At 56.7% G+C, this 23,869-nt stretch carries 21 protein-coding genes and 1 pseudogene; 14 read left to right on the forward strand and 8 right to left on the reverse strand.

Going from position 1 to position 23,869, the window contains the following annotated elements:
• Nucleotides 1–1,618: AI-2E family transporter (locus GGQ85_RS14160; RefSeq protein ID WP_309775048.1), on the reverse strand; the 1,618-nt coding region annotated here is incomplete at its 3' end.
• A 335-nt stretch (nt 1,619–1,953) separates the two neighbouring features.
• Here GGQ85_RS14160 and GGQ85_RS14165 point away from each other — a divergent pair.
• Nucleotides 1,954–2,574 carry a hypothetical protein gene (locus GGQ85_RS14165; RefSeq protein ID WP_079448295.1) on the forward strand — a complete coding sequence of 207 codons (621 nt, stop codon included), beginning with the start codon at nt 1,954–1,956 and terminating at the stop codon, nt 2,572–2,574.
• A 608-nt stretch (nt 2,575–3,182) separates the two neighbouring features.
• Nucleotides 3,183–3,791: a cysteine hydrolase family protein gene (locus GGQ85_RS14170; RefSeq protein ID WP_079448296.1), complete on the forward strand. Its 609-nt coding sequence runs from the start codon at nt 3,183–3,185 to the stop codon at nt 3,789–3,791.
• Nucleotides 3,792–4,150: 359 nt separating this feature from the next.
• Here the strand turns inward: GGQ85_RS14170 and GGQ85_RS14175 are convergent, their stop codons facing one another.
• Nucleotides 4,151–5,056, reverse strand: coding sequence for an NAD(P)/FAD-dependent oxidoreductase (locus tag GGQ85_RS14175; RefSeq protein WP_079448297.1), 906 nt, complete (start codon nt 5,054–5,056; stop codon nt 4,151–4,153).
• A gap of 93 nt (nt 5,057–5,149) precedes the next feature.
• Between GGQ85_RS14175 and GGQ85_RS14180 the strand changes: the two genes are divergently transcribed.
• Entirely contained in the window at nt 5,150–6,061 is a 912-nt protein-coding gene (locus GGQ85_RS14180; RefSeq protein WP_244553580.1) for a DUF72 domain-containing protein, read from the forward strand.
• 185 nt (nt 6,062–6,246) lie between these two features.
• On the opposite strand, the gene GGQ85_RS14185 is transcribed toward GGQ85_RS14180, so the two are convergent.
• Nucleotides 6,247–7,266 carry an alpha/beta fold hydrolase gene (locus GGQ85_RS14185; protein ID WP_374708897.1) on the reverse strand — a complete coding sequence of 340 codons (1,020 nt, stop codon included), beginning with the start codon at nt 7,264–7,266 and terminating at the stop codon, nt 6,247–6,249.
• Nucleotides 7,267–7,786: 520 nt separating this feature from the next.
• On the opposite strand from GGQ85_RS14185, the gene GGQ85_RS14190 reads away from it, so the two are divergent.
• The 8 genes and pseudogenes from GGQ85_RS14190 to GGQ85_RS14225 all read left to right on the forward strand — a co-directional run bounded on the left by GGQ85_RS14190 (nt 7,787) and on the right by GGQ85_RS14225 (nt 13,954).
• A complete protein-coding gene (locus GGQ85_RS14190; protein WP_079448298.1) occupies nt 7,787–9,067 on the forward strand; it encodes a DUF892 family protein in 1,281 nt (426 codons plus the stop codon).
• Nucleotides 9,068–10,253: 1,186 nt separating this feature from the next.
• The gene (locus GGQ85_RS14195; protein ID WP_158081562.1) at nt 10,254–10,403 is read left to right on the forward strand and encodes a hypothetical protein; all 150 of its coding nucleotides are present in this window, start codon (nt 10,254–10,256) and stop codon (nt 10,401–10,403) included.
• Between the two features lie 109 nt (nt 10,404–10,512).
• Nucleotides 10,513–11,502: a DUF3618 domain-containing protein gene (locus GGQ85_RS14200; protein WP_079448301.1), complete on the forward strand. Its 990-nt coding sequence runs from the start codon at nt 10,513–10,515 to the stop codon at nt 11,500–11,502.
• A 5-nt stretch (nt 11,503–11,507) separates the two neighbouring features.
• On the forward strand, nt 11,508–12,041 hold the full coding sequence (locus GGQ85_RS14205; RefSeq protein WP_079448302.1) for a hypothetical protein: 534 nt from the start codon (nt 11,508–11,510) through the stop codon (nt 12,039–12,041).
• The gene (locus GGQ85_RS14210; protein ID WP_079448303.1) at nt 12,041–12,436 is read left to right on the forward strand and encodes a phage holin family protein; all 396 of its coding nucleotides are present in this window, start codon (nt 12,041–12,043) and stop codon (nt 12,434–12,436) included. The genes GGQ85_RS14205 and GGQ85_RS14210 overlap by 1 nt, the downstream gene beginning before the upstream one ends.
• Nucleotides 12,433–13,131 carry a hypothetical protein gene (locus GGQ85_RS14215; protein WP_309775050.1) on the forward strand — a complete coding sequence of 233 codons (699 nt, stop codon included), beginning with the start codon at nt 12,433–12,435 and terminating at the stop codon, nt 13,129–13,131. Before GGQ85_RS14210 ends, GGQ85_RS14215 begins: the two co-directional genes overlap by 4 nt.
• Nucleotides 13,132–13,211: 80 nt before the next feature.
• A pseudogene (locus GGQ85_RS14220) lies at nt 13,212–13,669 on the forward strand (YidB family protein).
• A 24-nt stretch (nt 13,670–13,693) separates the two neighbouring features.
• Complete coding sequence (locus GGQ85_RS14225) at nt 13,694–13,954, forward strand: GlsB/YeaQ/YmgE family stress response membrane protein (RefSeq protein ID WP_079448305.1); 261 nt, start codon at nt 13,694–13,696, stop codon at nt 13,952–13,954.
• Nucleotides 13,955–14,464: 510 nt separating this feature from the next.
• Here the strand turns inward: GGQ85_RS14225 and GGQ85_RS14230 are convergent.
• Entirely contained in the window at nt 14,465–15,067 is a 603-nt protein-coding gene (locus tag GGQ85_RS14230) for a DUF1989 domain-containing protein (RefSeq protein ID WP_079448306.1), read from the reverse strand.
• On the reverse strand, nt 15,064–15,732 hold the full coding sequence (gntA, locus tag GGQ85_RS14235) for a guanitoxin biosynthesis heme-dependent pre-guanitoxin N-hydroxylase GntA (protein WP_079448307.1): 669 nt from the start codon (nt 15,730–15,732) through the stop codon (nt 15,064–15,066). The genes GGQ85_RS14230 and gntA overlap by 4 nt, the downstream gene beginning before the upstream one ends.
• A 113-nt stretch (nt 15,733–15,845) precedes the next feature.
• On the opposite strand from gntA, the gene GGQ85_RS14240 reads away from it, so the two are divergent.
• From GGQ85_RS14240 to GGQ85_RS14250, 3 genes are all read left to right on the forward strand, one after another.
• A complete protein-coding gene (locus GGQ85_RS14240; RefSeq protein WP_201789036.1) occupies nt 15,846–16,193 on the forward strand; it encodes a hypothetical protein in 348 nt (115 codons plus the stop codon).
• Between the two features lie 201 nt (nt 16,194–16,394).
• Complete coding sequence (locus tag GGQ85_RS14245; RefSeq protein WP_309775052.1) at nt 16,395–17,342, forward strand: PhnA-like protein; 948 nt, start codon at nt 16,395–16,397, stop codon at nt 17,340–17,342.
• A 54-nt stretch (nt 17,343–17,396) separates the two neighbouring features.
• Nucleotides 17,397–17,621, forward strand: a complete 225-nt coding sequence (locus tag GGQ85_RS14250; RefSeq protein ID WP_079448309.1) for a hypothetical protein — start codon at nt 17,397–17,399, stop codon at nt 17,619–17,621.
• Between the two features lie 204 nt (nt 17,622–17,825).
• On the opposite strand, the gene GGQ85_RS14255 is transcribed toward GGQ85_RS14250, so the two are convergent.
• From GGQ85_RS14255 to GGQ85_RS14265, 3 genes are all read right to left on the reverse strand, one after another.
• On the reverse strand, nt 17,826–18,203 hold the full coding sequence (locus tag GGQ85_RS14255) for a response regulator (protein ID WP_309775053.1): 378 nt from the start codon (nt 18,201–18,203) through the stop codon (nt 17,826–17,828).
• A gap of 19 nt (nt 18,204–18,222) precedes the next feature.
• On the reverse strand, nt 18,223–21,786 hold the full coding sequence (locus GGQ85_RS14260) for a chemotaxis protein CheB (RefSeq protein ID WP_309775055.1): 3,564 nt from the start codon (nt 21,784–21,786) through the stop codon (nt 18,223–18,225).
• 882 nt (nt 21,787–22,668) lie between these two features.
• Nucleotides 22,669–23,868 carry an extracellular catalytic domain type 1 short-chain-length polyhydroxyalkanoate depolymerase gene (locus GGQ85_RS14265; protein ID WP_079448315.1) on the reverse strand — a complete coding sequence of 400 codons (1,200 nt, stop codon included), beginning with the start codon at nt 23,866–23,868 and terminating at the stop codon, nt 22,669–22,671.
• Nucleotide 23,869 lies beyond the last annotated feature (1 nt).

Genomic DNA, 23,869 nt, shown 5'->3' on the forward strand with positions numbered 1-23,869 from the left:
TAGGGAAAAGCGCGCTTCGCGAGCGGCCTCTGCCGCGCCCAGACTGGCCTGCTTTTACTCCGCCTCCGTGGCTTGGTTTTGCTCCGCCGTTGACATGGGAAACTGCGGCGATCCCTTCGAATGCGAGCGCATGGGCCAGCATCTCGCCGGAGAGGGCATCAATCTCCCATTTTCCTCCGATGCACAGGACCCTGGGCTTTGCCTCCGGACCCAGGGAGGAGGGGTATTCATCTCTTAGATCGTCGAGGAGCGAGTCCATTCCGCTTGTTAGGCGCATGCGGTGCTCGGCGCTTGCGTTCTGGAGGTACGCCTCGCTTGCCAGACGAAGGACCTCAATGCCGATTGCATCGTAGAACGATATGACTGAAGTCTTCTCGATCTCGGTGCTTGCGATCTCGGCAGCTTCGTCGGCGTCATCTGCAATCAGCCGCTGATAGATGCGGGCCGGAACGTCCAGTGCAGGCGTCGAGCCGAGCATGGTGTCGAGGAAGCGCAGTTGTGGCAGATTGCGCCCGAGAACCAGCAGGCAAACGGTGAGGGGGGTGGAGAGGATCAGCCCCACTGGGCCCCAGAGCGCTGTCCACAATATCGTCGCGGCGATCAGAGATATGGCCGACAGGCCGGTGCTGGACCCATAGAGCAGCGGCTCGACGATGTTGTTGCTTATCAACTCGAGGATGACGATCAGCGCAATGGTCCAGAGCAGCATGCTCCAGCCGCTGTCGACGGCAAAGGCGAGCGCGATCGGAAAGATCGCAGCAATCAGCGGGCCGACATAGGGAACGAAGCGCATGACCGCGCCCACGGCGCCCCACAGCAGTGCGCCGGGTACGCCGATGATCCAGAGGCCGGCAGCGAGCGGCACACCGTAACTGACGTTCACGAGCAGCTGCATCAGAAGATATCTGCTGATACGCGCACCGGCCTCCTGAATCGCATCCGTTGAGCGATGGAAGTTCCCTCCGAATAGGCGCAGAAGCCGGTCGCGAAGATCGCCGATATCAAGCAGCGCCAGAATGACGAAGATCAAGACGATGCCGGCGGTAGCCAGGGGCTCCACTGAACGCACAAGCCAGCCAAATGCCTGCTCGAACGGTGTTGGCGGTATGGGAACGATTTCGACGCGCTGCGGGACGGGGCCGCCCGCTGGTTTATCGTCCTTTGACTCCACCTCTTTCTGTAAGCGTTCGACGGTTCTCAGCACGCCGTCCAAAAATCCGGGTGCTTTGAGATTCTCGCGTAGATCTGACAGCTTCGTCAGTATGGTCGATTGATAGGTCGGCAATTCGACCGCCATCGAACGGACCTGGGCGCCGAGAACGACGCCTAGTCCCAGCAGAGCGCACACGACGGTCACTATGACGAGACCCGTCGCAAGCAGTCTGGGGAGGCCTTTTCGGACAAACCAGGTGACCGGCGGGTTCAGTGCAAACGTGATCAGGAAGGCGATCGCGAGCGGTATGAGTATATCGCGGCCGTAGTACAGGCCGGCAAGGAGGATAGTGGCCGTCGCCAGGGCGGCCGCAATTTTCACAATATCCAGTTCGCGAGACGTGACCGGATCCGCACGGACCTGGCTTGGTAAGGGACGTCCTGGGACTGTAGGAAAATCAGGCATTCTGCTCCGCCTCACACCAAAACGCGAACGGACCCAGCAAGTTCCTTCATGCCAATGTCGCGAGCGTGCCTCGTCACGCCGATTTCGCACTGCCCCAGATCAGGGCGCGCTTAAATCCGCTGTGCTACTAACGGCGCCACGAACGCGCAAATACGGTGGAATGAGTGGACGACGATAATGGTTTTCAAGCAACACGACGTAATCATCGAGAGGTGGACGGAAGCTCGCCAAGCTGAACCGGGTCCGTCGGTGTTATTGTTGGCGCGAGAATCGAATGCACTAAGCCGCTCCTATGGGCTATAGAAAGCCCTCCTGAACAGCACGCATGTAACCAAATGACCATCCCATTCGATCCGACTGCCCTCCTTGACATCGCCGACAAACTTGGCCTGCTAGACGGCGTCAAGAAAAAGCTGTTCCGCAATCCGGATGCAGCCACAGACAAGTTGGCGACCGTGCTCGACGAGCTGTCGAAAATCTATTCCACCCTCGAATCCGAGTTGGTCCGCTTCCTCAGCCTGCATTTCGAACCGGCGGGTAATCTGGCGGCCGAGCGGCAGGTCTTACTCACATTGGAAAGCGGTCAGCTCACGGTTCGAATGGGCGAAGCCCGGGGCCACTGTCACAAGATTTACAACATCTACCAGAAGCACCTCGACCGCTGGTTTCACCGGGTGCTGTCGCCACAGGAGGCGGAAACCATGAAGCGGCTCTTCGAAGCGCTGAGCTATGGCGATTCCCAGATGGATCTGGCCATTCACCAACTGGCCGGCTGGTTGGGTACGGCGGCCAGCGAGACGCTCGATCTCATCGATGCAGGCAAGGTAGCCGAGGCCCAGCAGAACATTCGCACTGCTCGCCGAGAGGTGTTGCCCGCACGCCAGGCCATTACCCAGACCCTGGCCCGTCTGGTTGTTCTTCAAGGTGACTTTGTCTCTGCGTCAGGAACCGATTGACGTAGCAACATTCTAGGTCGGTTTGACAAAGTGTCTGATCCAGAGGCGGATGGCTGCGAAGCCGAGATAGCTTCGGCGATTTTGTTATATCCGGTCGCCAGGCGGCGAAGGTGCGCCACCCTTGGCTTGGCGGTCCTCGCCGTTCGAACGAAGCGTCGATCAGGGGAGCTTGTCGAGCACGATCAGCTGCCGCTCCTCACGCCTGCCGGGCGCGCTCTCCAGGCATGCCTCCAGGGCATCCTTGACTTGCTAGCACCTTCCCGTCGGTGCTTCGGGATCGTCGCTGAAGTGCGCGATGTACCTTTTTTCGCCCTGGCTGGATATGTTTTTGGGTCCCCTCGTAAGGAATTTCAGCGTAGGCCTCTTCGTCGATCAGGTTGCCATTTTTATCCAGCAGACCGGTACGCTTAATCGTCGCCCTGGGCCGTGATGTCTGGTCGCGGAGGCGCCAAAGAATAATGAATGTTGTCAAACATCATGAGGTGCGTTCGACTTCAAGTTTCGCCTGCTCGATGCCGGACGTTTCGATCGCATTTAACAATGCCGCCTCATATCTTCCCAGGAACTAACCCCTGGCTGCCGGTTGGATTGGGCTCTCGAGGAATGTCATGTCAAAGAGCGATACATTACGGTACGGCCCTCCGGGAGAGCGCGCGGTGCATCTTTGCGTCGATATGCAGAGAATGTTTGCCGAAGGCACCGAATGGAAGATGCCCTGGCTTGAGCGGGTGTTGCCGAACATCATCGCGATCACGTCCGCTCATCCCGAGAGAACGTTTTTCACCCGATTTATCCCGGCCGAGAAGCCCGGACACGGCGTGGGGATGTGGCGGCATTATTACGAGCGATGGGCCTCAATGACTATCGACCGAATCGGGTCTGACATGGTGGGGCTGGTCCCTGACCTCGCCGCGTTCGTCCCTCCCGGCAGGGTCTTTGACAAGCATGTCTACTCCCCTTGGACCGGAAGCGACCTTCATCAGCAACTGCGCGGTGCTGGAATCGACAGCCTTATCATAACCGGCGGGGAAACGGACGTTTGCGTTCTGTGCACGATGTTGGGAGCGATCGACTGGGGCTTTCGGGTCATCCTCGTACAGGACGCGCTTTGCAGTTCGGCTGATGAAACGCACGACGCGATGATGAATATCTACATGAATCGGTTCGGAGAGCAGGTTGAGACCGTCACGACGGAGACTCTCCTTGAGTGCTGGTAAGGCAAAATCTCTTGAATTCGGGCCCCTCGCATCTCGTGCGGATCCTCCTGCCCCAGGAAACTGGCAGCAAGAACTGGTTCGGCGGTTTTCTCGAAGACTTAGCGGATAAGTTCGGCGGGCCACGAGCTTTCAGCGCCCTTCGGGTTTGGGTTTCTGACTCAGCGGCGGCGGCGAGACCGAGGAAGCATTGCGGTCGTCGAAGTCATGTGGGGCGACCGCACTTCTGGCGGTCCTTGTAGGATAGATTGGCCGGGGAGCTCCCGCGGCGGGCGATTGCCACTCGGGCCAACGAATCACGCAATTCTTGGCGGCTTGTGGCGCTGGTATACAAACGCGCCGAAGGAAATAGCAAGGATGCCTCAGTCGCAAAATCCATCGCGGCGAAGGAACACCTTGTTGATGGCGACGGCCGCCTGCGCTCCTTCCGCGATGGCTGCTGCGACAAGAAGGACGTCGCGCGACACGTCGCCGGCAACATATACGCCGGGGACACTAGTCTCCTCTGTATCAGTGTCCATCACGACGCCACCCTTCGCATCCCGCTGGCAGCCGAGACGCTTCGAAAGGTCAGATGCCTGATGGCAGCCGGTCGAGAAGAATAGGCCGACCCGGGGCAAATCAGGTCCGCTTTTGAATATGATCTTCGTAAGCTCCCCGTTCGTGCCTTCGAGACGTTGAATGGGCTCGGGACGCACTAGAATATTATGTTTGTCAAGCTTTCGCATAGCTTTCGCGCTGATTTCACTCCCATCGCTGCAAACCACAATGTCCTGGATCCAGTGTTTCATCATAAGGGCAAGCTCCGCGCCTTTATCCCCTTTCCCCAACGCGGCTACAGGCTTTCCTGCGTACTCAAAGCCATCGCAGTAAAGACAATGATGGATTGAAATCCCGTAGAGCGGTTCGATGCCGGCAAGTTCAGGAAGTTCGTCAACGAGACCCGTCGCGAGCAAGATCTTCGATGCGTTGCCTGTGGTGCCGTCCGAGCAGCTAAATTCAAACGAGCTGCCGACAGAAACAATGTCGGTTACTCTTGTCCCGCGCACCGAGACAGAATTATAGCGTGTGAGTTCTTGACGGGCCTCGCCCAGGAATGCAGCGGGAGATCGGCCTTCCCGACCGAGCAGACCATGTATTGCCGGGGACCTCAGATTGCGTTGTTGTCCTTCGTCACAGAGCAAGGCCGTGCGGCGGCATCTTCCCAGGAGAAGCGCAGCGCTTAGTCCGGCCGGTCCGCCACCGACGATGAGAACATCGTATTTCATCAAAAGCTACTTTCGTTGCGTACCTGTATAGGGCCACACGCGCAGCCCGGAACCCAAACCAGCCGATCAAGCGTTAGGAGGTCGGAGGATATCATGCCGGGCGCCCTTACAGCACCAGAGTCGACAGAACTGACGCCCGAAGAGCGCCGGGAGCGCAGGCGGCTGCGCCGTGAAAAGCAGCGCGAGGACAATGTCAAACGGGCGGCGAAGATGCATACTGCCCGGCTTAAGAAAGCTGATAGCTCGAAAGCGCCGTCCGACATCACGCGATCAGTTCACGTCGGGTGCTCGGGCTGGCGTTACTGGAAATGGCGAGATTCATTCTATGCCGACGTGCCTCAGCAGGAATGGTTCGCATACTATTTGAAACGCTTCGATACCGTTGAGATTAACGCGTCCTTCTACTCATGGCCGACAGTAGCCGGCGTTCAGGCTTGGCGCCGCGCGCCCGGCAAAAAGAAGTTTGTGTACACCGTCAAGGTTTGCGAGCTCATCACTCATGTGAAGAAGTTTAAAGGCACAAAGACGCTCGTTCGGGATTTTGGAGTGATCGCCGACATTCTCGGTGACCAGATGGGCTGCTTCCTGTTCCAGCTTCCGCCGAGCTATCGATACACCAACGCCCGTCTCAAGGAAATTGTCAGCCAGCTCGACCCGGCACGCCGCAATGTTGTCGAATTCAGGCACGCCAGCTGGTGGAACGAAGAGGTCTACAGCGCCTTTCGCAAGGCAGGAATAATATTCTGCTCCTGCAGCGGACCAAGATTGCCGGATGTGCTCGTCAGGACGGCGAACGAAGTGTATATCCGCCTGCATGGTCCGAAGCGCTGGTATCGGCATGACTATTCAAATAACGAACTGACGGAGTGGGCGCGCCGGATTAAAGCGAGTAGGACGAAGCGCGCCTGGATTTACTTCAATAACGATTACGACGCCCATGCTCCGAAGAACGCCGCTGTTCTCCGGCGCATGTTGAAGCACGTTGGTTCCACTCTCCCGAAATAAGGTGCTTCCGGTTGATTCGCCTCTTAAAACACGGGAGACGACAAGGAACGGCAAGCGCGCTCCGCGCCGATGAGTATGCCGACAGCAAACTAAAACCTATCCGGCTTCACATGATTCTAGGACGTTGCCCTCGCAGCGCATTCGATAAGGCCGCAGTTGATCCGCCGCATGAGCTTGCTGTTTTATTATTCGGCCGCTGCCAGTTGCGTTGATGCGTTGACTACTTCCTTTATGGCCGACATCACTTGATCCGTGGCTGTTTGTTGTATCATGTGGCCGTTCCCAGCAAGCCTATAGAATCTGCTCTGAGGAATATCGGCGTGTAGCCGGGCTGACTGACTCTCGATATCGATCAACTTGTCTTCCTCTCCGGCGATGATGACTATCGGCATGTTCAAATCCTCATACTGACGGCGCAGCATAGCGTCCGGAATCATTAACGCCGACTCAGCGGCTGATGCCCTTATCTGAGCTGGCCGCAGCGCCAATTCCTTGGGAAAGGCACCAAATTTCTTAGGTACCGATCTCGGGCCAAATATTTTTTTCAGCATGAGCGGCCATATGACCCGGCTCAAGAGGGGGGATATGGTGCGACTTAAAATATCACCCACGATCGGCAAAGCAGGTGCGCCCATCGCTACGACGTCGGGCCGTGCAGTGGGATAGTAATATCCGGATGCGAGAACTAAGCCCCGGACTAAGCTTGGATACTTTAGGGCTATTGCGACCGCAACCGAAGCGCCCCAAGAATGGCCAAGCACCACTGCGTTAGCAACGCCAAGTTGCGCGAGCGCCGCGTCGATCAATTCCGCCTGGGTATCGGGCGTCCACACGACGTTGCGCGGACGCTCGCTGTGGCCGAAGCCGGGGCGATCGAAAACGATGACCCGGTGATCCACGGCGGCGAGGTCGATCAGACCGCTGGATTCGAAGTCCTGGATCATGCTTCCGTTGCCATGAAGGAATACGACCGCGTCGCCGGTCCCCCGTTCGACGTAGTGAAGCCGGACCCCGTTTACGTCGAGGAAGCTGCCCGCAGGCGGATTATCGCGCTCCGCTTTGTTTGCGAGATGTCTATTGACGGCGGCGGCGAGAGCCAGAGTTGTAAGCGCTATTGCGGAGGCAACAAAGAGCGAAGGTGCCTTGCGACTACTTTGACTTGGAACTGCTTGACGAAGTCTCTTCAAGGATGGAACGGGGGTCACGGGAGCATACTCAGTCGGCGCATGCACGAGATCTCGGACAATTCTGGGAAATGTTGCAGCGCGGAGCGAACCAGCGGCTCCGAGGATCGTTCCGTACCGCCCACTTCAATTGTCGAGATACGCAACGATCGTCCAATTTTGGGGGAACCAGCGAAGAGCGCTGCCGGCGCGCCATAATGAGCCAAAAATGCACGGTATATCCCCTCGGGGAACACGGGGATGATCGACGTGTGTGCGTCTTTTGACAGCATTCGAAAAAGGCTGACATGCCGCTCCGCATCGGCCTAACAATTGGGTGACAATTGAAAAAACCAGGATCAGCCTTAGTAAGCTAACTCCAACAATCGGCATGAGCCGTGGCCATTCGCCGAAAGCCGCTTCCGGGGGGATCGATTCAACGCTTCCGCGTGAAGATGAAAACCGAGCTCCAATCGGCTCATATATGCTTTAGCATAGGAACGTTGCAGATTACGGACTGTTAATCGGAGGAAATCATCCTTTATTGTCCGGAGTCTTGCAGATGTATCACCATGTGAAAAAGCTCATGTTTACTGTGCGGGTTGATGAACCCGATCCGCATTTCGGGAATATGCTTTTGGAACAATTTGGAGGCGCAAACGGCGAACTGGCGGCTGCGATGCAGTATTCCATTCAGGGTTTGAACTGTGAAGACCCTGAGCGCAAAGACCTCCTGATGGATATCGGAACGGAAGAACTCAGTCATCTTGAAATCGTAGGCACATTGGCCCGTCTGCACCTTGCGCCCACGAAGTTTGATCGTGAAGCAGCAGAGGCCGATCCTCTAATCGCAATCGCCGGGGGTGGCGGCGTTAACCTCTTTAACTCGCAAGGAAATCCTTGGACGGCAGATTATTTGAAAATCACCGGAGAGTTGGATGTCGATCTACGAAGTAATATTGCGGCCGAAGCACGCGCGAAAATCGTTTATGAGCGGCTGATCAATTTCTGCGATGACGCAGGTACCAAGGACGCATTGCAATTTCTGATGACGCGCGAAATTACGCATATGAAGGCTTTCGCGGCAGCCCTTGAGAGCATGTCCAAACCCGCGTTTTCGATAGGCCGGATCGCGCCTACACCGGGACTGGTGAATCAATTCTTCAACGATTCGACGGGATCGGGAGATCACGGTGAGATCGACACCCGTGGTCCCTGGAATGAAGGCGGCGATTGGGAGTTCATGAAGTCACCGGCAATTCAAACCGATGCCGATGCCGACACTAAGGCTTCCATGGAAAGCTCTCCCCCGGAAGCCGCCGAGGGAGTACAGGAGCTTCTTGTTGACGAACTTCGCGACATCCTTCATGCGGAAAAACAACTCACCAAAGCGCTTCCACAAATGGCGGAAGCAGCCAGATTTACTCAGCTCCGCGAGCTTTTTGAGCAGCACCTAATCGAAACGGAAAATCAGATTGAACGCATCAATGAGTGTTTTTCTCTCCTCGGAGAGACAGCTCGCGCTAAGCCCTGCAAAGGCATGATGGGGTTGGTCGAGGAAGGTCAAGAAGTGATGGATAAAGGGGAGAAAAAGCCGGACGCTGCGGCTGATCTTGCGCTCATTGGCGCCGCTCAGCGAGTCGAGCATTACGAAATATCGGGCTACACCAGCGCTCGTAATCTCGCCTCTCAACTTCGCCACAGCGCCATCAGCGCACTTCTCTCGGCGTCACTGGCGGAAGAAGAGAATGCAGACCAGTTGCTTAATCAAGTCGCTCGATCTTTGATGTCGGTGGCAAGAATGCCAGCGGCACTTGAGCGGACGGCCATGGAGGAAAAATGAGTTGAGTGCATCCCTCTGCACGAGCTTCCGACCAAGCTGTAGCGGGTGCTGGAGACGCCCGGACTGAACTGGTCTGAAGGAAACAATATAAATAGCGAAAAATTTAGATTTGCCGCTTTAATACGGAATACTACCGCTCACAAGATAGGAAGACGGTATGTGAGAACATTTGGGACTGCGCGAGTGGCAGTATTGTAAAACTGAATCAAGGAAGCAGTAGCTCCTAATCTGCTTCCTTGATTCATGCCATCCAGCGTCTCCATTCGCTGGGATGTCCCAGCTCATATGGTTGGCCCGCGCAATCCTATCATAGCTCGGGATTGAAGAGTTGAAGCGACAGTTTAACAAGGGGCAAGGGCGTCCAATACAGCCGGTATTTTTAAAGCGCGGCAGATGCACGCTGCTCTTCGTCTTACTGAATGAGATGGTGTCGGGATACAGAGCGCTCCGAGCAAGATTCGTTAAGCAATGGCTGGCCCACCATCAGACCCTCGCCAACACCGATATTGAGCGATTTTATGAACCCACCGATGAGGCTGAAAAAACAGTCGATCACTATACGAAGGCGATTAATGACTCTCGCAATAAATGCATGCTTCCGTTATCGAACGATTTGGAAAGGCCTCGTCCCCGTCGTCCTCGAACCAGCGCCGCGGACGCTCTGTTGATAAGCCCGCTGTTGCGGTAGCGACCGGTCCGTCCGTTGTCTTCAAGTTTCGAGCAGATCAAACCGTTGTTGCCTATCCTGCTGAACGCTTCGAAGTAGGACAACTTTTTGCGGAAGAGCAGCGGGCGCAAAACGGCAACGCCTGGTCATCAGTTGCAGCAGGCCAACGCTTTCGCGTAACGATCTGACGCTGGAAGATTGAGAAGCCTAGTTTCGCAGTAAAAGCCCGATCTCGTGGTTGGGGTGGCATCGTTCAAATTGCCCGTGTCCAACAGCTATTTTCTGATACTCCGGCGGTCTCGTTTGAGAGGTCATTCACAGCTAGCGTTATAAAAGATCGCGACGACGATTAACAATCTGCCATCGTGGCGTCCTCGCGATTCCGACCCGCAAGCGCTACTACCAAGACTAGCCGACAAAGGCGTCCCGGGTTGACGGCGAGATGACCCAAACTCAGCATCTCCGCCATACAGTTGCCAATCCATTCAAATGTATGGAGTGGCTTCGCTGGAGTGGCGAGTGAGATTGCCGAAGCTTGCGTTTAAGAAGCCGGCAAACTCTCTCGGCGGATCGCGAACTCGCGATGCCGGATTGAACCTGCTGATAACCGTTCTCAATGCCATCGAGTTTCTGCTGATCAACTTCAGGCTGCTGTTCTCGGATTCCTAAGTCCAGACCCGATACGCGCGCGCGCCGAGCGGGACCAGCGTGCCCGACCGTAGGAACGATTCGCCTGAGGGGGAGTTCGCTTCCAACAATCATAACGTGGTGGATTACCATGACACGATCCGTTGAGGAATTGAGACGGGAGTCAGAGCGTAACCGGGCCGAGCTCGCGGCGACGGTGGATCGGCTGAGGGAGCAGCTCACCGACACGGCGGAGGAACTGCGCTACAAGGTGTCGCCGCAAGGGATCAAATCGGAGGTTTCCGATTTCGTCAGCCGCAAAACTCATAGTTGGATTGATGAGCTCAAGCAGCGGGCGATGGAAAATCCGATGCAGGCAATCGCTGCTGGGACTGCGGTTGCGGTGCCCGCCCTGCGGCTGGCACGGGGATTTCCACTTCCTCTCTTGATTATGGGTGCAGGCTTGGTCCTGAGTTCGAAGTCCATGCGCGCCCGGGCAACGGACGCCGCCGCTCCGGCAGCAGAAAAGGTCAAGGAAATGGCAGGTGAGACTGCCTCGCGCGTGCGATCGTTCGGTGAGGATGCGATTGACGCGGCGTCCCGGACAGGTCGCGATGTCACCGACAAGCTAAGCGAGGCTCAAGCTAGGGCGGCCGGAATGGCCGAGGACCTGACCGACCTGGCGGCGCGGTCTACCGACAGAGTGAAAGCTAGCCTGGATATTGCCTCGGAAACCGCGAAAGCGAAGTTCGAACAGGTTCGCTCCACTGTACGCGACAAGGCTAATGCGGCCCCGGAAACCGCCCAGCAGATGATCGGTGACAACGCCGCCCTGATTGCCGGTCTGGGAGTTGCGTTCGGCGCGATCATTGCCGCTTCCCTTCCCGCCACTCAGGCTGAAGCCACTGTATTAGGTAAGGCAAGTGTCGGGGTGAAGCGCACGGCGGGCCAGGCCGTCCAATCCGGATTAGAGGAGGCCAAGGATGCGGTGCTGTCGGCAGCCGATGGCGCCGCCAAGAACCTGTCCCAGGCGGATCTCGGTAAAACCGCTAGCCACATGACTCGGGAAATGTCTGACAAATTGAAGGAAGCAGCCGACGATATCGTATCCGCGGCGTTCAATCCTGCAAACCCAAGGTAAACCTCATGAGCGAATTTGATATCCGACAAGCTGTTCCTCAAAAGCAAGACTCGACGTCCTCTCAAAGTCTGAAGGGCGAGATCGCTGATGCAAGCGCCGAGATCAGTCAACGCGCCCGCGATGCGCTGCGCGCGTCGAAGGACGTGGCGCGTGACAAGTTTAAGGAGGCCTCCGGCGCTGCCGCGGAAGTTGCGGAGGGAGCCTCGGATCACTTCCGGGATAAAACCCAGGAGCAACAGCGATCCGGAGCCGACATCATCGACCGGCTTGCTGGGAACATTCGGCAAGCAGCCCATGCATTCGAAAACGACGCGCCGTTTGCCGCGCGCGGCATCAATTCCAGCGCCGACTACGTGGAAGATGCTGCCGAGAAGATTCGCAATGGCACCTTCCGAGATCTCGTTGACGGGGCCTCCGATTTCGCAAAGCGGCAACCGGCTGCCTTCCTCGGACTGTCGGTGCTTGCGGGCTTCGCAGCCGTGCGTTTCTTTAGAGCGTCGGAAAAACATACCGCGTCATCCCAACAGGAGGACGTGTGATGAGTACACGATCCGATTTTGGGACAATCTCAACCCTGCTCAGCGATGCACTTTCGCAATTCGCGAAGCTTTTTCAGAACGAGGTCGATCTCGCTAAGGCCGAGCTCGCCGAGAAGGTCCAGCGTGTCGGTTGGGCAGTCGGTTTTTTGGCGGGCGGAGCGGTGCTCGTCATTCCCGCGCTTGTCATGGCCCTGTTTGCGCTGTCGGCTGCCTTAATGGCGGCCGGCTGGTCGCCGGCGATTTCCTACCTCGTCTGCGCAGTCGGTGCCGCAGCGGTTGCCAGCGCGCTGTTTGCCGTTGGCATGAACCGGCTGGATGCGCGCAACTTGGCACCTCGAGAAACGATAAGTCAGCTCGAGAAAGACAAAGTCACCGTAAAGGACATGGTGCGATGAGTAATTTTTTGGACAATCTGAAGGAAGCCGTTGGCGAAAACCCGCTTTCTGCCGCGCTGATCGGCGGTGGCGCACTTTGGCTGTTGTTTGGTAACGAGACGCTGAAAAGCGCGGCAGCTTCGGTCAGTGCGGCCACCGCACGGCCTCTAGCCGATATCAGGACCAATCTGCGGTCGAGCGCGCCCGATTTCGCTAACAGTCCGCAGACCGCTCCGGAAATGGAACATCGATCGCTGCATGATGGCCATACGTTGAGTGAGATAACGAGCGCCGCATCGGGCGCCGCGAACGCGATTAAAGATCGGCTCGGAGAAGGGGCGACTTACGCGCGAGAGAGTTTCAGCAAGGCAGCCGAAGTGCTTCCCCCAAAGGAGACCATCGCGAAGGTCCAATCCTCCATTTCCAGTCTGATCGAGAGACAGCCGCTGGTGCTGGGGGCCGTAGGTCTGGCGGTCGGCGTTGCCGTCGCGAGTGCGTTCACCGCGTCGGATCTTGAAAATGAATGGATCGGAGAAGTTAGTGACCGCGTCAAAGAGGACATGGAAGCACGTGCTGGATCCGTCTCCTACAGCGTCCGGGAGGCCTCCGACACGCTAAAGGCCACATTTCGCGACATCGGATCGGAAGCCGCAGAACGGCTGCAGGAGACCGGCCGCAACGTAATGGATGCAGCTCGTCAGAAGGCGAGCGCATAACTCCCACCACCTCGAACTGCGAAGGCGCGTCTTCGCACAGGTGGCCGGAAAAGGAAGTCCGTATTTTAACCGAGGAAGCCATGAGCCGTGGAACGACATCACTGACTGCGCTGCTCGGACTGCTCGCGATCGGCGGCTATCAGAACAAGGACAAGCTGGCGGAGATGCTCAGCGGAGCCGGCAACCATACTGGCGGGCAGAAGCCTCAAGCCGGGTTGGGCGGCTTATCGGCAACCTATCCAACATGATCAGCGGCGTCGGCCTGGGCGGTCTTCTGAACGGCGGGCTCGGAGAGCTCGTCGAACGCTTCAAGCAAAACGGCCAAGGGGAGGCCGCGCAATCCTGGGTCGATGAGGGTCCCAATGAGGACATCTCGCCGCCGCAGCTGAAGCAGGCAATCGGGCCGGATATCGTGGCTGCGTTGGAGCAGCAGACCGGCCTTTCGCAGGACGAACTGGTTGCGCGGCTTTCACGAGAGCTTCCGACCGCCGTGGACAAATACACGCCGGGCGGCCGTTTGCCCGATAGGAATGCCTAAACCTTTTATACGGGAGATGCCAAGATGAGTGTGTTATGGACGATCGTTATTGGCTTTGTAGCTGGGGTTATTGCTAAGTTCGTCATGCCTGGCGACAACGAACCCTCGGGATTCATCCTCACCACCATCTTAGGTATCGTGGGGGCCTTCGTTGCGACGTATCTCGGGCAGTCGCTCGGATGGTACCGCGTTGGCGAGGGTGCCGGCCTTTTCGGCGCGATCGTCGGCGCAGTTATTGTCTTGCTCATTTACGGGTTCGTCGCTGGCAGGCGTAGAGCCGTTTGAAGGGCGCTTCCGAACAACGTCGGGCCGACTCAATCATCTCGGACTGTCAATGAGCGTAAGCTGCCAAGCAAAGCATAGCCGTAGCTCACCCCAGCTAGTCGCACGGGTTCTTAAACTCGGAGAGACAGTGTCATCAGCGCGAGGCGATTCCCTCATCGGGAGGCAGGCGGAAAAGTTGCAAATGATCACGTCTGCATCGCTGCAGCTCTCGTTCGGATGGGCCAGCACGCCGGCGCCCATATCGATTATTATCAACTCGATTAGCATTTTTTAACGAGAAACGATGAGATGATGCGATGCGGCCGCGATTGTGGGGATCGCCCAAGGATGGACTGGCAGGGGGCCCGTCTCCGAGCTGATGGAGGCGGCGGACAGCGAATGCATGTGCTCGAACGATCTATCGTCCGATGGCATCAAGGAGGGGTTGATGCGGATCGAGGCGAGGCCGGGGCGCGAGGTCGCGCGGCACCGGTCTGCTTGCCGAAGTCGGGAGTTAGTTTGCCCTTAACATTAGGTCTTGGCCCATCGCTCCACGAGATATGCGATCGGCTTGAAAGCGTGATTGTTTGATTGCAGCGCCGAGCAAGCTGTCAATCCAACTACGAGATCCATCTCCGCGCGGAATTTAATAAAGTCAGCGGGGCGACTGAGGGGAGCTTCAACGGTGAAAACGCCGGTCGCCGGGTGGATCACGACGTTCATGAAACAGTTGAACGCGATCGGAATTTGATCGGGACCTACGCCGAAAGGAGCTAACGCGACCTCAAGATTTCCGAAGCAGCCTTGATGCGGATTTTCGTCCCGATAGATGATCTTAAACGTCTCTCGGGAGCAGGGTGTCAGAAGGAAATCATGTCGGCCGACCTTGTCCTCGACAATCCGTAGCATGATGTTACTGCGGTTTGAGTAGATGGCGTCACCAGTGGTGAGGTAGAGTTTACTCGCATAGTCGAGACTTCTACCGGACGAAATTGCCTCGCGCACATCAGCGGCGCTGAAGGCGACAAGATCCGAAACCTGCTCTCCTCTGGGATCAATGACTGTAAGGGAGTCGCCCTTCTCCAACCGAAAAGCTGTTCCGGAGCGCGGCGGAATGGTTATGGGTTGTTTCATACGCGTCCAACCGGTTTGAAAGGACAGACCCATCCCGATTCAGGAACATTGCGGCCACTGTATTGGCGCGCTTCGGAAGTCGTGCCGTGCCTTGCAAGCATAGGATTCGGCGATCCCGCCAGCGCAATGTCCCGCTCAATTATCATTGCGCGCATTCGTTCGTACCGTCCCTGTTGCCGCAGTTGCTCGAACTGGTCATGAAGATTGAACACCAGCACCGGACGTTTAAAACGGCGTGCAGGCCGGCTGGCGCGAGGATTTAGTCCAACTATAAAGAAAGCTTCCTCCCCGAAACTCAACGAAAAATGGGGGTTCGCCGGATCGCTGCTAACACGTGCATCATGCAGCTCACCGAGCCACGTATCCTTATTGGTGAGACTTTCTGCACGTGCCCAGAGGAATTTCTCAAACATCTCTTCGTCGAGATCAATGGGACCTTCGAAGATGACGGCAAAACTGTAAAAAAGAGCTCGATTTCTTCGATAGGACTGCACAATTCGAGTGATGCCGTCGTAAATGCGCCTATCGTCCCAATTGGATCTTATATCACGGGCGACCAGCAGCTCGAGCTTTCCTTTAGCCAGGGCGGATTTTGCGCCGACGCAAGGGAACTCAGCTTGTTGGACCAGATTGCGGAAACTATCGGCTAGACTGGGCGACATCATCGGTGCTCCGTATTAAGTGCGCACTAACGAAGTACGTTCGATTACGTGCCAGGCTGTGAATTGTTTTCTTCACGGGAACTAATGGAGCGTTGTCGAGCCATGGTCACTGAGAAATGCTCCTCGATCCAGTCGCGGCCGGTTCCCCGTTATTCGATCGCGCGACGATCGAGCGGCTTATCGCGCAGTGCATTCAGCCGGCGGGAGAGAAAGCGGGCCTTCGTCTCTGGCAGGAATACAACCCCGCGCATCGCTACGCGATTGGGGCTGACACCAAAAAAGGCAACGGCAACGACCATAGCACATCCGTCCTCATAGACTTCTCGACGATGCCCGGCGCGGCAGGTCGGGCCCTCCGCGAACAACTCATCCCCGCGGACAGCCCGCGATTTTCACGAAAGGCCGACTTGTTCGGTTCTTCCCATATCGCCTCCGAGAACAGTAGCGGGAACGGGGAACGGTGAGGCAGATATAAGCGATCATAACTCTCGGCGACAAGGCATGCAGGAAAAAGTGAACCTCTCACAAACTTAGGAACGAACGGACCGTTTGGCTCTTCAACAGTCAAGCGCTGCGGCGTCCGGCCTCACGCTCACATCGACTCCAGCATCGAAGCCCCTCATTGCTGCCATGACGGCGGCAGCAGGGTATTGAGAGAGATTATCATGTCACCCACCCGCTCACCCAATTTTGAGACTGTCGTATCTGATCGCGATCCACCACAGATGAGTCCAACGTCGGCAACGGATGATGTCCGAACGGTTGTATTGAACCAAGTGTCGTGGGGAGCGGTAATAGTCGGCTCCATTGTGGGGCTAGTGGCTCAAGTGATTCTCAACATGGTCGGCCTCGGCATCGGGCTATCCACTGTCGATGCAGTCGCTGGCGACAGTCCTAGCGCCAGTTCCTTATCGCTTGGCGCAGGCCTTTGGTGGGTCATTTCTGGAATCGTCGCGGCCGGTATCGGTGGTTACCTAGCTGGCCGACTATCCGGAAAGCCGTCATCGTCCACTACGGCATACCACGGCCTGGCTTCCTGGGCCCTCTCAACGCTGGTCCTGGTTTACCTGGTCTCGTCAGCAGGAAGTAGCTTGGTTGGTGGCTCGCTTAGCACTGTATCTAATGCGATGAGCGGAGCCGGAAATGCAATCGGCAGTGCAGTCCAGACCGCCGCGCAGACGGCTGCTCCGTCTTTGAACAATGTGAACGATCCAATGACGAGAATCGAAAGTCAGATTCGAAGCGCATCAGGTGGTCAAGACCCTGCTGCACTCCGTGATGCGGCAGCCTCCTCAATACGTGCCGCACTTTCAGGCGATCCCGCTGAGCAAGCCGCCGCCGCCGACAAGGCCGCTGAAGCTCTGGCAAAAGCCCAGAATATTCCGGTCGACCAGGCACGTTCGCAGGTTGCTCAGTATCAGCAGCAGTACAAGGAAACTGTGGCGAAGGCGAAGTTGCAGGCGAAGCAAGCCGCCGATGCAACAGCCAAAACGGTATCGCGCGGGGCACTTTTTGGTGCACTCGCCCTGATGCTCGGAGCACTCGCGGCATTTGTGGCCGGCAAGGCGAGTGCGGTTAATCCGACCGTAACTGGAGGGCGACACTTCGGTTGAAAATCTACTGTGGTTGTGGCCGGCAACAACTCAAGAGAGACAGCGTGAGTCCCCGTGCTCTCGCTGTCCGCCGGAACGAAAGCCGGCGAAGATGTCTTCCCTGCAAAACTGAAAGACTACGAATGCCTTTTTGATGTTAAGGCTGAATTGTATCGACCGACTCCGCGGGCGGCCCTGCGGGATGGACGCATGGCCGCGCAAGCCTTAAGCCGTCTGACCGCCTCAGGCTGCGAAGAACAGGCCGTCGCCGGGCAATTTAAGCTCGAGCGGACCTGTTGAGTGTGCGGGTCTTACAGGTCACCGCCGCGTGGAACGTGGTCTATCTGACATCATGCTTGGATGTCCCAGCAATGACCGCCGCTTACTCTGGTAACTGCGGCCGGAACAATGTCGATGCGATCAGCCGGTCTCGTTTCGACGAGCGCAGACGCGGCAGCGCGGCTAGAATCACAATCTATAATCGCGTGTAACCTGTCTCGCAGCTCAGGAACCAGCTTGCGATCGACCGACTTCACTGACCAACAGACGAACCTGTTCTTCTAACTCAGTCGGCGTAAACGGCTTGGTGAGCCGCCGCTTCTCGCGAAGCGCCGGGGGCAGCGCCCAATCTCCATAGCCACTTGCAAGGATAAATGGCACTCCTCGCGCAATGAGCTCTTCGGCGACGGGGTAAACTTTGCCACCTCGAATGGTGACATCGAGAATCGCGATATCAAAGCCGCCATCCCTGGCTGTTTGCAGCGCGGTCTCTAATTTGGCAATCGGGCCTACAATCTGACACCCCATCTCGGCAAGAATTTCCTCAACGAGGATTGCGATGAGTGTCTCGTCCTCAACGACAAGAACGCGGCATCCTGTCACGTCGCTCTGCATAATGTACCTAACTTCGCGAGGTTGAGACGTAGATAACTTCCGGCGTAAGAGGCATTGCGATGGAACACTTCAATCCGGACAATAAAAACTCTCGCTTAACTGTGGCATCAAACTCGAGAGCCAAAGTGCGCTCGATTAGCGTGGAACCGAACCCCCGCCGCGATGGCTGCTCCGTAATGGAAGGACCGCCTGTTTCAATCCAGCTGAAATTAAGCAGACCAGAACTTCCCTTTTCAATTTGCCATGATGCCGACAGTACGCCAGCCGGCTTTGATAGCGCGCCGTATTTTGCCGCGTTACTCGCTAACTCATGAATTGCCATCGCTAATGCCAGTCCGGCCTTTGGGGTGAACTCAACTGGCGGGCCCTCAATCTTGATGTTGGTGTTTGTGCGATTGTAGGGCGCCAATTCGGTCGAAACCAGTTCCCCTAGTGAAACCGCCCCGCGCCCGTTGTCCGTTAAGCGTCCGTGTGCCCGCGCGATAGCAGCAATGCGACCTTCGATATCAACGGCGAACGCGCCGGGGGAGTCGCTGGTTTTCAAGGTTTGGGTAACGACTGAAGAAATGACGGCGAGAATATTCTTAACCCGATGATCAAGTTCACCTAGTAAGAGCGTGTTACGTTCTTCTGCGCGCTTCCGCTCGCCGATCTCCTGGGTGACGGTGAGGATGCGAGGCGCGTCTCCACCCCTCTGGACGAGAAGCGAAACGCTGTTATGAACCCAAATCGGCGTGCCGTCAGGGTGAAGATACCGCAACTCGATTTGGAACGGGATGCCATCTTCGATCAATCGCTGGAACGACTGCTCCGCACGCTGCGAATCGTTTTCATGAATTAAATCATGTTGGCGCAGCCGCTTAAGTTCATCCTCGGATCGATGAACAATATCCCCATACCTGGCGTTTGTCAGGACAAAGCGGCCCTCGAGATCGGTCTCGGCCACTCCAACTGTCGCTTGATTGACAATGGCGGAAAATCGCTCTTCGCTGGCCTGAAGCGCCAGGTCGACTTTCTTGCGTGCGCTGACGTCGACGAAAGTTATAACCACGCCGTTTATGACATTCTCAACCGTGCGGTACGGACGAATCCGCATGAGGAAGGTCACTTCTAAGGACTTTAAGGAAATTTCGCGCTCAATTGCCGATAGATCGCGCAAGACCTTTAAGAAATCGCGGTGCAAATCAGGGTAGTCAATCAAGTTGGCGATGTCGGAGATCGGTCGACCACGATCGCTCTCACGCAACCGAAAGATCTCGGTCATGCCCGGCGTGAAGCTCTTGATGCAGAACTCGTCATCGAGAAAAATTGTGGCGATCTGCGTGCTATCGAGCAGGTTCTTGAAATCGCTATTGAGTACGGTCAGCGCTTCATTCTTGGCAAACATCTCGGCGTTGATGGTCTGAAGTTCTTCATTGATTGATTGCATCTCTTCCTTCGAGGTTTCCAATTCCTCATTTGTCGACTGCAATTCCTCGTTGACCGACTGATACTCTTCCGAGATGGAGCGCATTTCCTCGTTTGCCGTCTCAAGGTCTTCCACCGTGGCCTGAAGCTGCGCCTTTGTTGCTGACAATTCTCGCAGTGCACCCAGGGAATCAATCTGCTCGCCTGGACCCAAACCTTGCTCGCCGCTGTCCGCTGGCTTCATTCGACCTTCAATGAAGGTGACTAGGAAGGCAGATGCCTCAGCGCCACGCTCTGCGAGAGGTTCAATAGCAATCGTTACGGCGTGTGTTTTTCCGTCCGCTTCAAACACCGCGTCATCGTTTACGGCTGCCTGCGTGCTGATAGCGCTTAGGAGCGCCGCTCGGACGGTCGGACGCAATGACCTGCGCAAATTGTTGAGGAGGTCAAGGCTTGCGGCGCCTGCCGAAGGCTCCAGGTAACGACCGAACTCGCCCCCCGAAAAGCGCAGAATGTGATGGGCCCGGTCGATAATTACATAAACTGGCGAATACTTTTCCAGTGCCCGCCGGGCGCTGCGTTCGATCGGATCGTCGAGTTGGGCTGGAGCGGCGAAGCGCTTGGACTGCTGGGCAGAGACGGTCGGCACCGACCCAGGAAGGCCCCGAGGCGCATCGGCTCGTTGGAAGATGCGGTGTTTCTTGTCCAACGAGACATATGATTCCGGTTGCCGCCCGACACCTTCGGAGGGCCCGAGAAAGAGATATCCTCCGGGTTTCAACGCATAACGGAAGGTCTCCAGCAACCCGTCTTGCAGTTCGTGATTAAAATAGATCAGTAAGTTCCTGCATGAAATCAGATCGAGCTTCGAAAATGGGGGGTCCTTGATAACGCTATGGACCGAGAAGATGCAGGATTCTCGGATCGACCGATTGGGAAAGGTCTCGTCCCCGTCGTCCACGAACCAGCGCCGCAGACGTTCCGATGATAAACCGCTCGTTTTGCGATAGCGACCCGTCCGTCCAAATGTCACGGCGGTCTCATCGAGGTCGGTTCCGAATATTTGAATTTTCGAAGAGCGGTTTTGACGCTCCATCTCCTCCTTTATGAGGATGGCGATTGAGTACACCTCTTCACCGGTTGAACAGGCAGGAACCCAGATACGAATGGTGTCGTCCGGGCCCTTTGCTTCCACAATCTTGGCGAGGGCCGTGGTCCGCAGGGACTCAAAAGCATCTGGGTCTCGAAAAAACCGCGTTACGCCGATCAAGAGTTCGCGGAATAGCGCTTCCGCTTCCTGCGCATCGTCGCGCAAACGCTCGAGATAAACCGGTACCTGAACAATTTGGAGTACCTGCATACGGCGCTGGACGCGGCGCGCAACGGTAGCTTCCTTATACCTGCTGAAGTCATGATCTGTTTTGATGCGCAACATGGCGGTGATTGCCGTCAGATGCTCCCAGGCATCCTCGCGCACGCCGTCGCCGTCTTTGTGGCCCGCGACGTTTCGTAAGTGATCCCTATAAGCAAGAAGCCTGGCCGGCATTTCCTCGACAGGCAAAATGTAGTCGACCAGGCCGGTCAAAACGGCGCTACGAGGCATCCCGCTCATGGCCGTGTGATCAGACTCGGCCTGTGCGATAGTTAAACCTCCACTTTCCTTGACAGTCTTTAGGCCCAGCGAGCCGTCCGTTCCGGTCCCCGATAAGACGATGCACACTGCATCCTCGCCTTGATCTTCGGCCAACGACAAAAAAAATGAATCGATCGGACGCCGTCGCTCGCGCGGTGGCGCCGGCCGCGATATTGAAATGCGCCGGTCTTTAATTGTCAGCGTGGAATCGGGAGGGATGACGAACACCCGGTTCGCTTCAATCTGCATACCATCCTCGGCCTCCATCACGGGCATTGAGGTGGTCTTCGCTAGCAAATCGGTCAGGATACTCTTATGGTCGGGAGAAAGGTGCTGAACCAGAATAAATGCCATGCCACTGTCACTCGGCATGTTACTCAGAAACGACGTGAATGCCCCCAACCCTCCAGCCGAAGCGCCGATACCGATAATCAGTCTGGTGCCAATAGCGGAATCCGATGCTGCAATGCGAGAACTCGATACCTTGCGTTTCTCTGAACCTCTTGCGCCTTTGTCACCTTCGCGGGCCATCCTTAGACCTCGGGCAGACAGGCAGTCGATGGCAACGGCACGATTTGCACATAAAACTCCAGAAGAACGTTAGGCATGCCAATTTCAAGAAGAGAGAAAATGCCTAGCACTGATAATATCTGCGCGCCTCGAAAGGGAAAGCTTTAGCGTTTGACGTGTGATGACTAGTTTGGTGCACGAAAGTTCCACTGGCGTGCAGGAGGTCAAGGCTTTCGGAAGCGCAATGATCGAAGGCAGAAGATTGAAAAGACGGGCGGCGCAGTAAAGCCCGATCGCGTGGTTAGGAGCGCCAATTTTTCGGACATGGGGCAATGTCCGACTTCCGCTATCTGCACCATTAGGTCGTTTCACGGTCACGTTTGGGGTTCACGCCGGCAGGGTCTCCTTCCATCTCGCACGAACCAGCCCGGCGAATGAGCGCGTCTCATTGAGTGCACTGTGCTGGGGAATTTCGCTGTTGGCATGGGCAGCTTGAAAACTTCGAGCTCGCTTCTTTGCTCGCCATCAATCCCGTTCCGGCAGTCGCCGACATGCCTGCGCTAGCTTCGTCCTTGAATGTGGCCTGGCGGCTTCCTCTGCGGCGATCACGGCGGAGAGTTCATACCGCGGGCGGCGATGTTTGTTTTCTGCGGTGCAACCGCCCGCGTCGGTGCCCCAATGTCGGCTTCGGCCTTACATGTTCGGTGCCCGTTAGATCCCAGGTGCCAGGTGCGTCTGCTGCGCTGGCGTTTTTGCTCGCCAATCGGACGCACTAAACATGCCATCGCGAGTAGCATTTATCAGAGGATCGCAAACCGATGGAGAGTGCTCGCTGAAAGCGCCTTCCGGCCGTGGCTCTACTTGCCGTGAAAACCAGCACGAGGCGGACGCAATTAATGCGACTTATTCCGCTTTGAGCGAATGCTCGAAGAAAAAACGAAGCATTTCCCGTGTAGCGTCTGGCCCTGCAGGATCGGTGTAGGAGCCTGCAGGGCTGCCTCCGGACCAGGCATGTCCGGCACCGTGGATACTCCAGTGTTCCAACATTTTGCGGCCGCTCGCGTCGCTCAGGACCGTCCGGGTATAGGTATGTCCGCCGGGCACGTGCCCGCGATGAACTTTCTTTTGTGTGGCCATCGTGCTCACCGACTGCTCAAGAATCTGACCGCCGTTGTTTGGGTGCACGGTCATGTCGCGATCACCGTGAAAGACAATAGTGGGGACCGGTTGTCGGTCACCCAAGGTTGTCTTGTGATCGGGCGGGCCACCTTGTTTCATAGCAGCGAGCGCTGTAGGCAGGTCAGTGGCCACTCCGCACGCGAGGCCAGAATGTATACCGATTGCCGCGTACAGATCGCTGTATGTTGCTCCCATGATGGCAGCAGCGGCCGCCCCGGCTGACAGCCCGGCAACGTAGACGCGCTTTCGATCGACCAAATAGCTCTCCATGATTTGCCGAGTGATGCCCGCGATAAGCGCGGGTTCACCACTGCCTCGCTGCTGATCGGCAGTGCGAAACCAGTTCCAGCATTTCGCAGGATTGGCTCGGCTGGGCTGGGCAGGATAGACTACGAAGCAGTTTTGTTCCTCGGCGATAAAGTTCATCCTCGTGCCTGCAGCGAAATCATCCGGCGACTGGGTACAGCCGTGAAGCATGACGACTAATGGAAGCGGTCGCTCCTGATAGCGGCTCGGGATGAAGAGCTTGTAGGCGCGGCTCCCCGCCGGGTTGCTGTACGTACCTTCGATGAACCGGGCGCCATCCGGCACGATGTCCGGTTTGGACAACGGTGCGCGCTTCATCACGCCTCGCAATCCGATCCCAGCGTGCCCAATTTTGCGATCTAGTGACGCGCGGAGCATGCGCGGATGTGCGGTGGCCGGGTTCGATTGCTGAGGACTATCCGTCCTCTGAATAGCATTAGCATTCGCATCAATGGTGAGCGGTTCGCGGCCATCAAGAGCGAGGCGCTCCTCGCGACGTGATGGTGCGTCGGGCACACTATCACCGCGAAGCATGCTCTGAAGGAGCACGGTCGCCTCAACCAATTGACCCGCGCGCGTGAGGCGAGTCGCCTGCCGAATGACGTCCAGGTTCAGCATC

This window comes from Nitrobacter vulgaris, assembly GCF_031453995.1.
Lineage (GTDB): Bacteria > Pseudomonadota > Alphaproteobacteria > Rhizobiales > Xanthobacteraceae > Nitrobacter > Nitrobacter vulgaris.

Coding starts and splice junctions, on each gene's coding strand:
- GGQ85_RS14165 (WP_079448295.1), top strand. CDS start 1,954: ATGACCATCCCATTCGATCCGACTGCCCTCCTTGACATCGCCGACAAA.
- GGQ85_RS14170 (WP_079448296.1), top strand. CDS start 3,183: ATGTCAAAGAGCGATACATTACGGTACGGCCCTCCGGGAGAGCGCGCG.
- GGQ85_RS14175 (WP_079448297.1), bottom strand. CDS start 5,056: ATGAAATACGATGTTCTCATCGTCGGTGGCGGACCGGCCGGACTAAGC.
- GGQ85_RS14180 (WP_244553580.1), top strand. CDS start 5,150: ATGCCGGGCGCCCTTACAGCACCAGAGTCGACAGAACTGACGCCCGAA.
- GGQ85_RS14190 (WP_079448298.1), top strand. CDS start 7,787: ATGTATCACCATGTGAAAAAGCTCATGTTTACTGTGCGGGTTGATGAA.
- GGQ85_RS14200 (WP_079448301.1), top strand. CDS start 10,513: ATGACACGATCCGTTGAGGAATTGAGACGGGAGTCAGAGCGTAACCGG.
- GGQ85_RS14205 (WP_079448302.1), top strand. CDS start 11,508: ATGAGCGAATTTGATATCCGACAAGCTGTTCCTCAAAAGCAAGACTCG.
- GGQ85_RS14210 (WP_079448303.1), top strand. CDS start 12,041: ATGAGTACACGATCCGATTTTGGGACAATCTCAACCCTGCTCAGCGAT.
- GGQ85_RS14215 (WP_309775050.1), top strand. CDS start 12,433: ATGAGTAATTTTTTGGACAATCTGAAGGAAGCCGTTGGCGAAAACCCG.
- GGQ85_RS14225 (WP_079448305.1), top strand. CDS start 13,694: ATGAGTGTGTTATGGACGATCGTTATTGGCTTTGTAGCTGGGGTTATT.
- GGQ85_RS14230 (WP_079448306.1), bottom strand. CDS start 15,067: ATGAAACAACCCATAACCATTCCGCCGCGCTCCGGAACAGCTTTTCGG.
- gntA (WP_079448307.1), bottom strand. CDS start 15,732: ATGATGTCGCCCAGTCTAGCCGATAGTTTCCGCAATCTGGTCCAACAA.
- GGQ85_RS14240 (WP_201789036.1), top strand. CDS start 15,846: ATGCTCCTCGATCCAGTCGCGGCCGGTTCCCCGTTATTCGATCGCGCG.
- GGQ85_RS14245 (WP_309775052.1), top strand. CDS start 16,395: ATGTCACCCACCCGCTCACCCAATTTTGAGACTGTCGTATCTGATCGC.
- GGQ85_RS14260 (WP_309775055.1), bottom strand. CDS start 21,786: ATGGCCCGCGAAGGTGACAAAGGCGCAAGAGGTTCAGAGAAACGCAAG.
- GGQ85_RS14265 (WP_079448315.1), bottom strand. CDS start 23,868: ATGCTGAACCTGGACGTCATTCGGCAGGCGACTCGCCTCACGCGCGCG.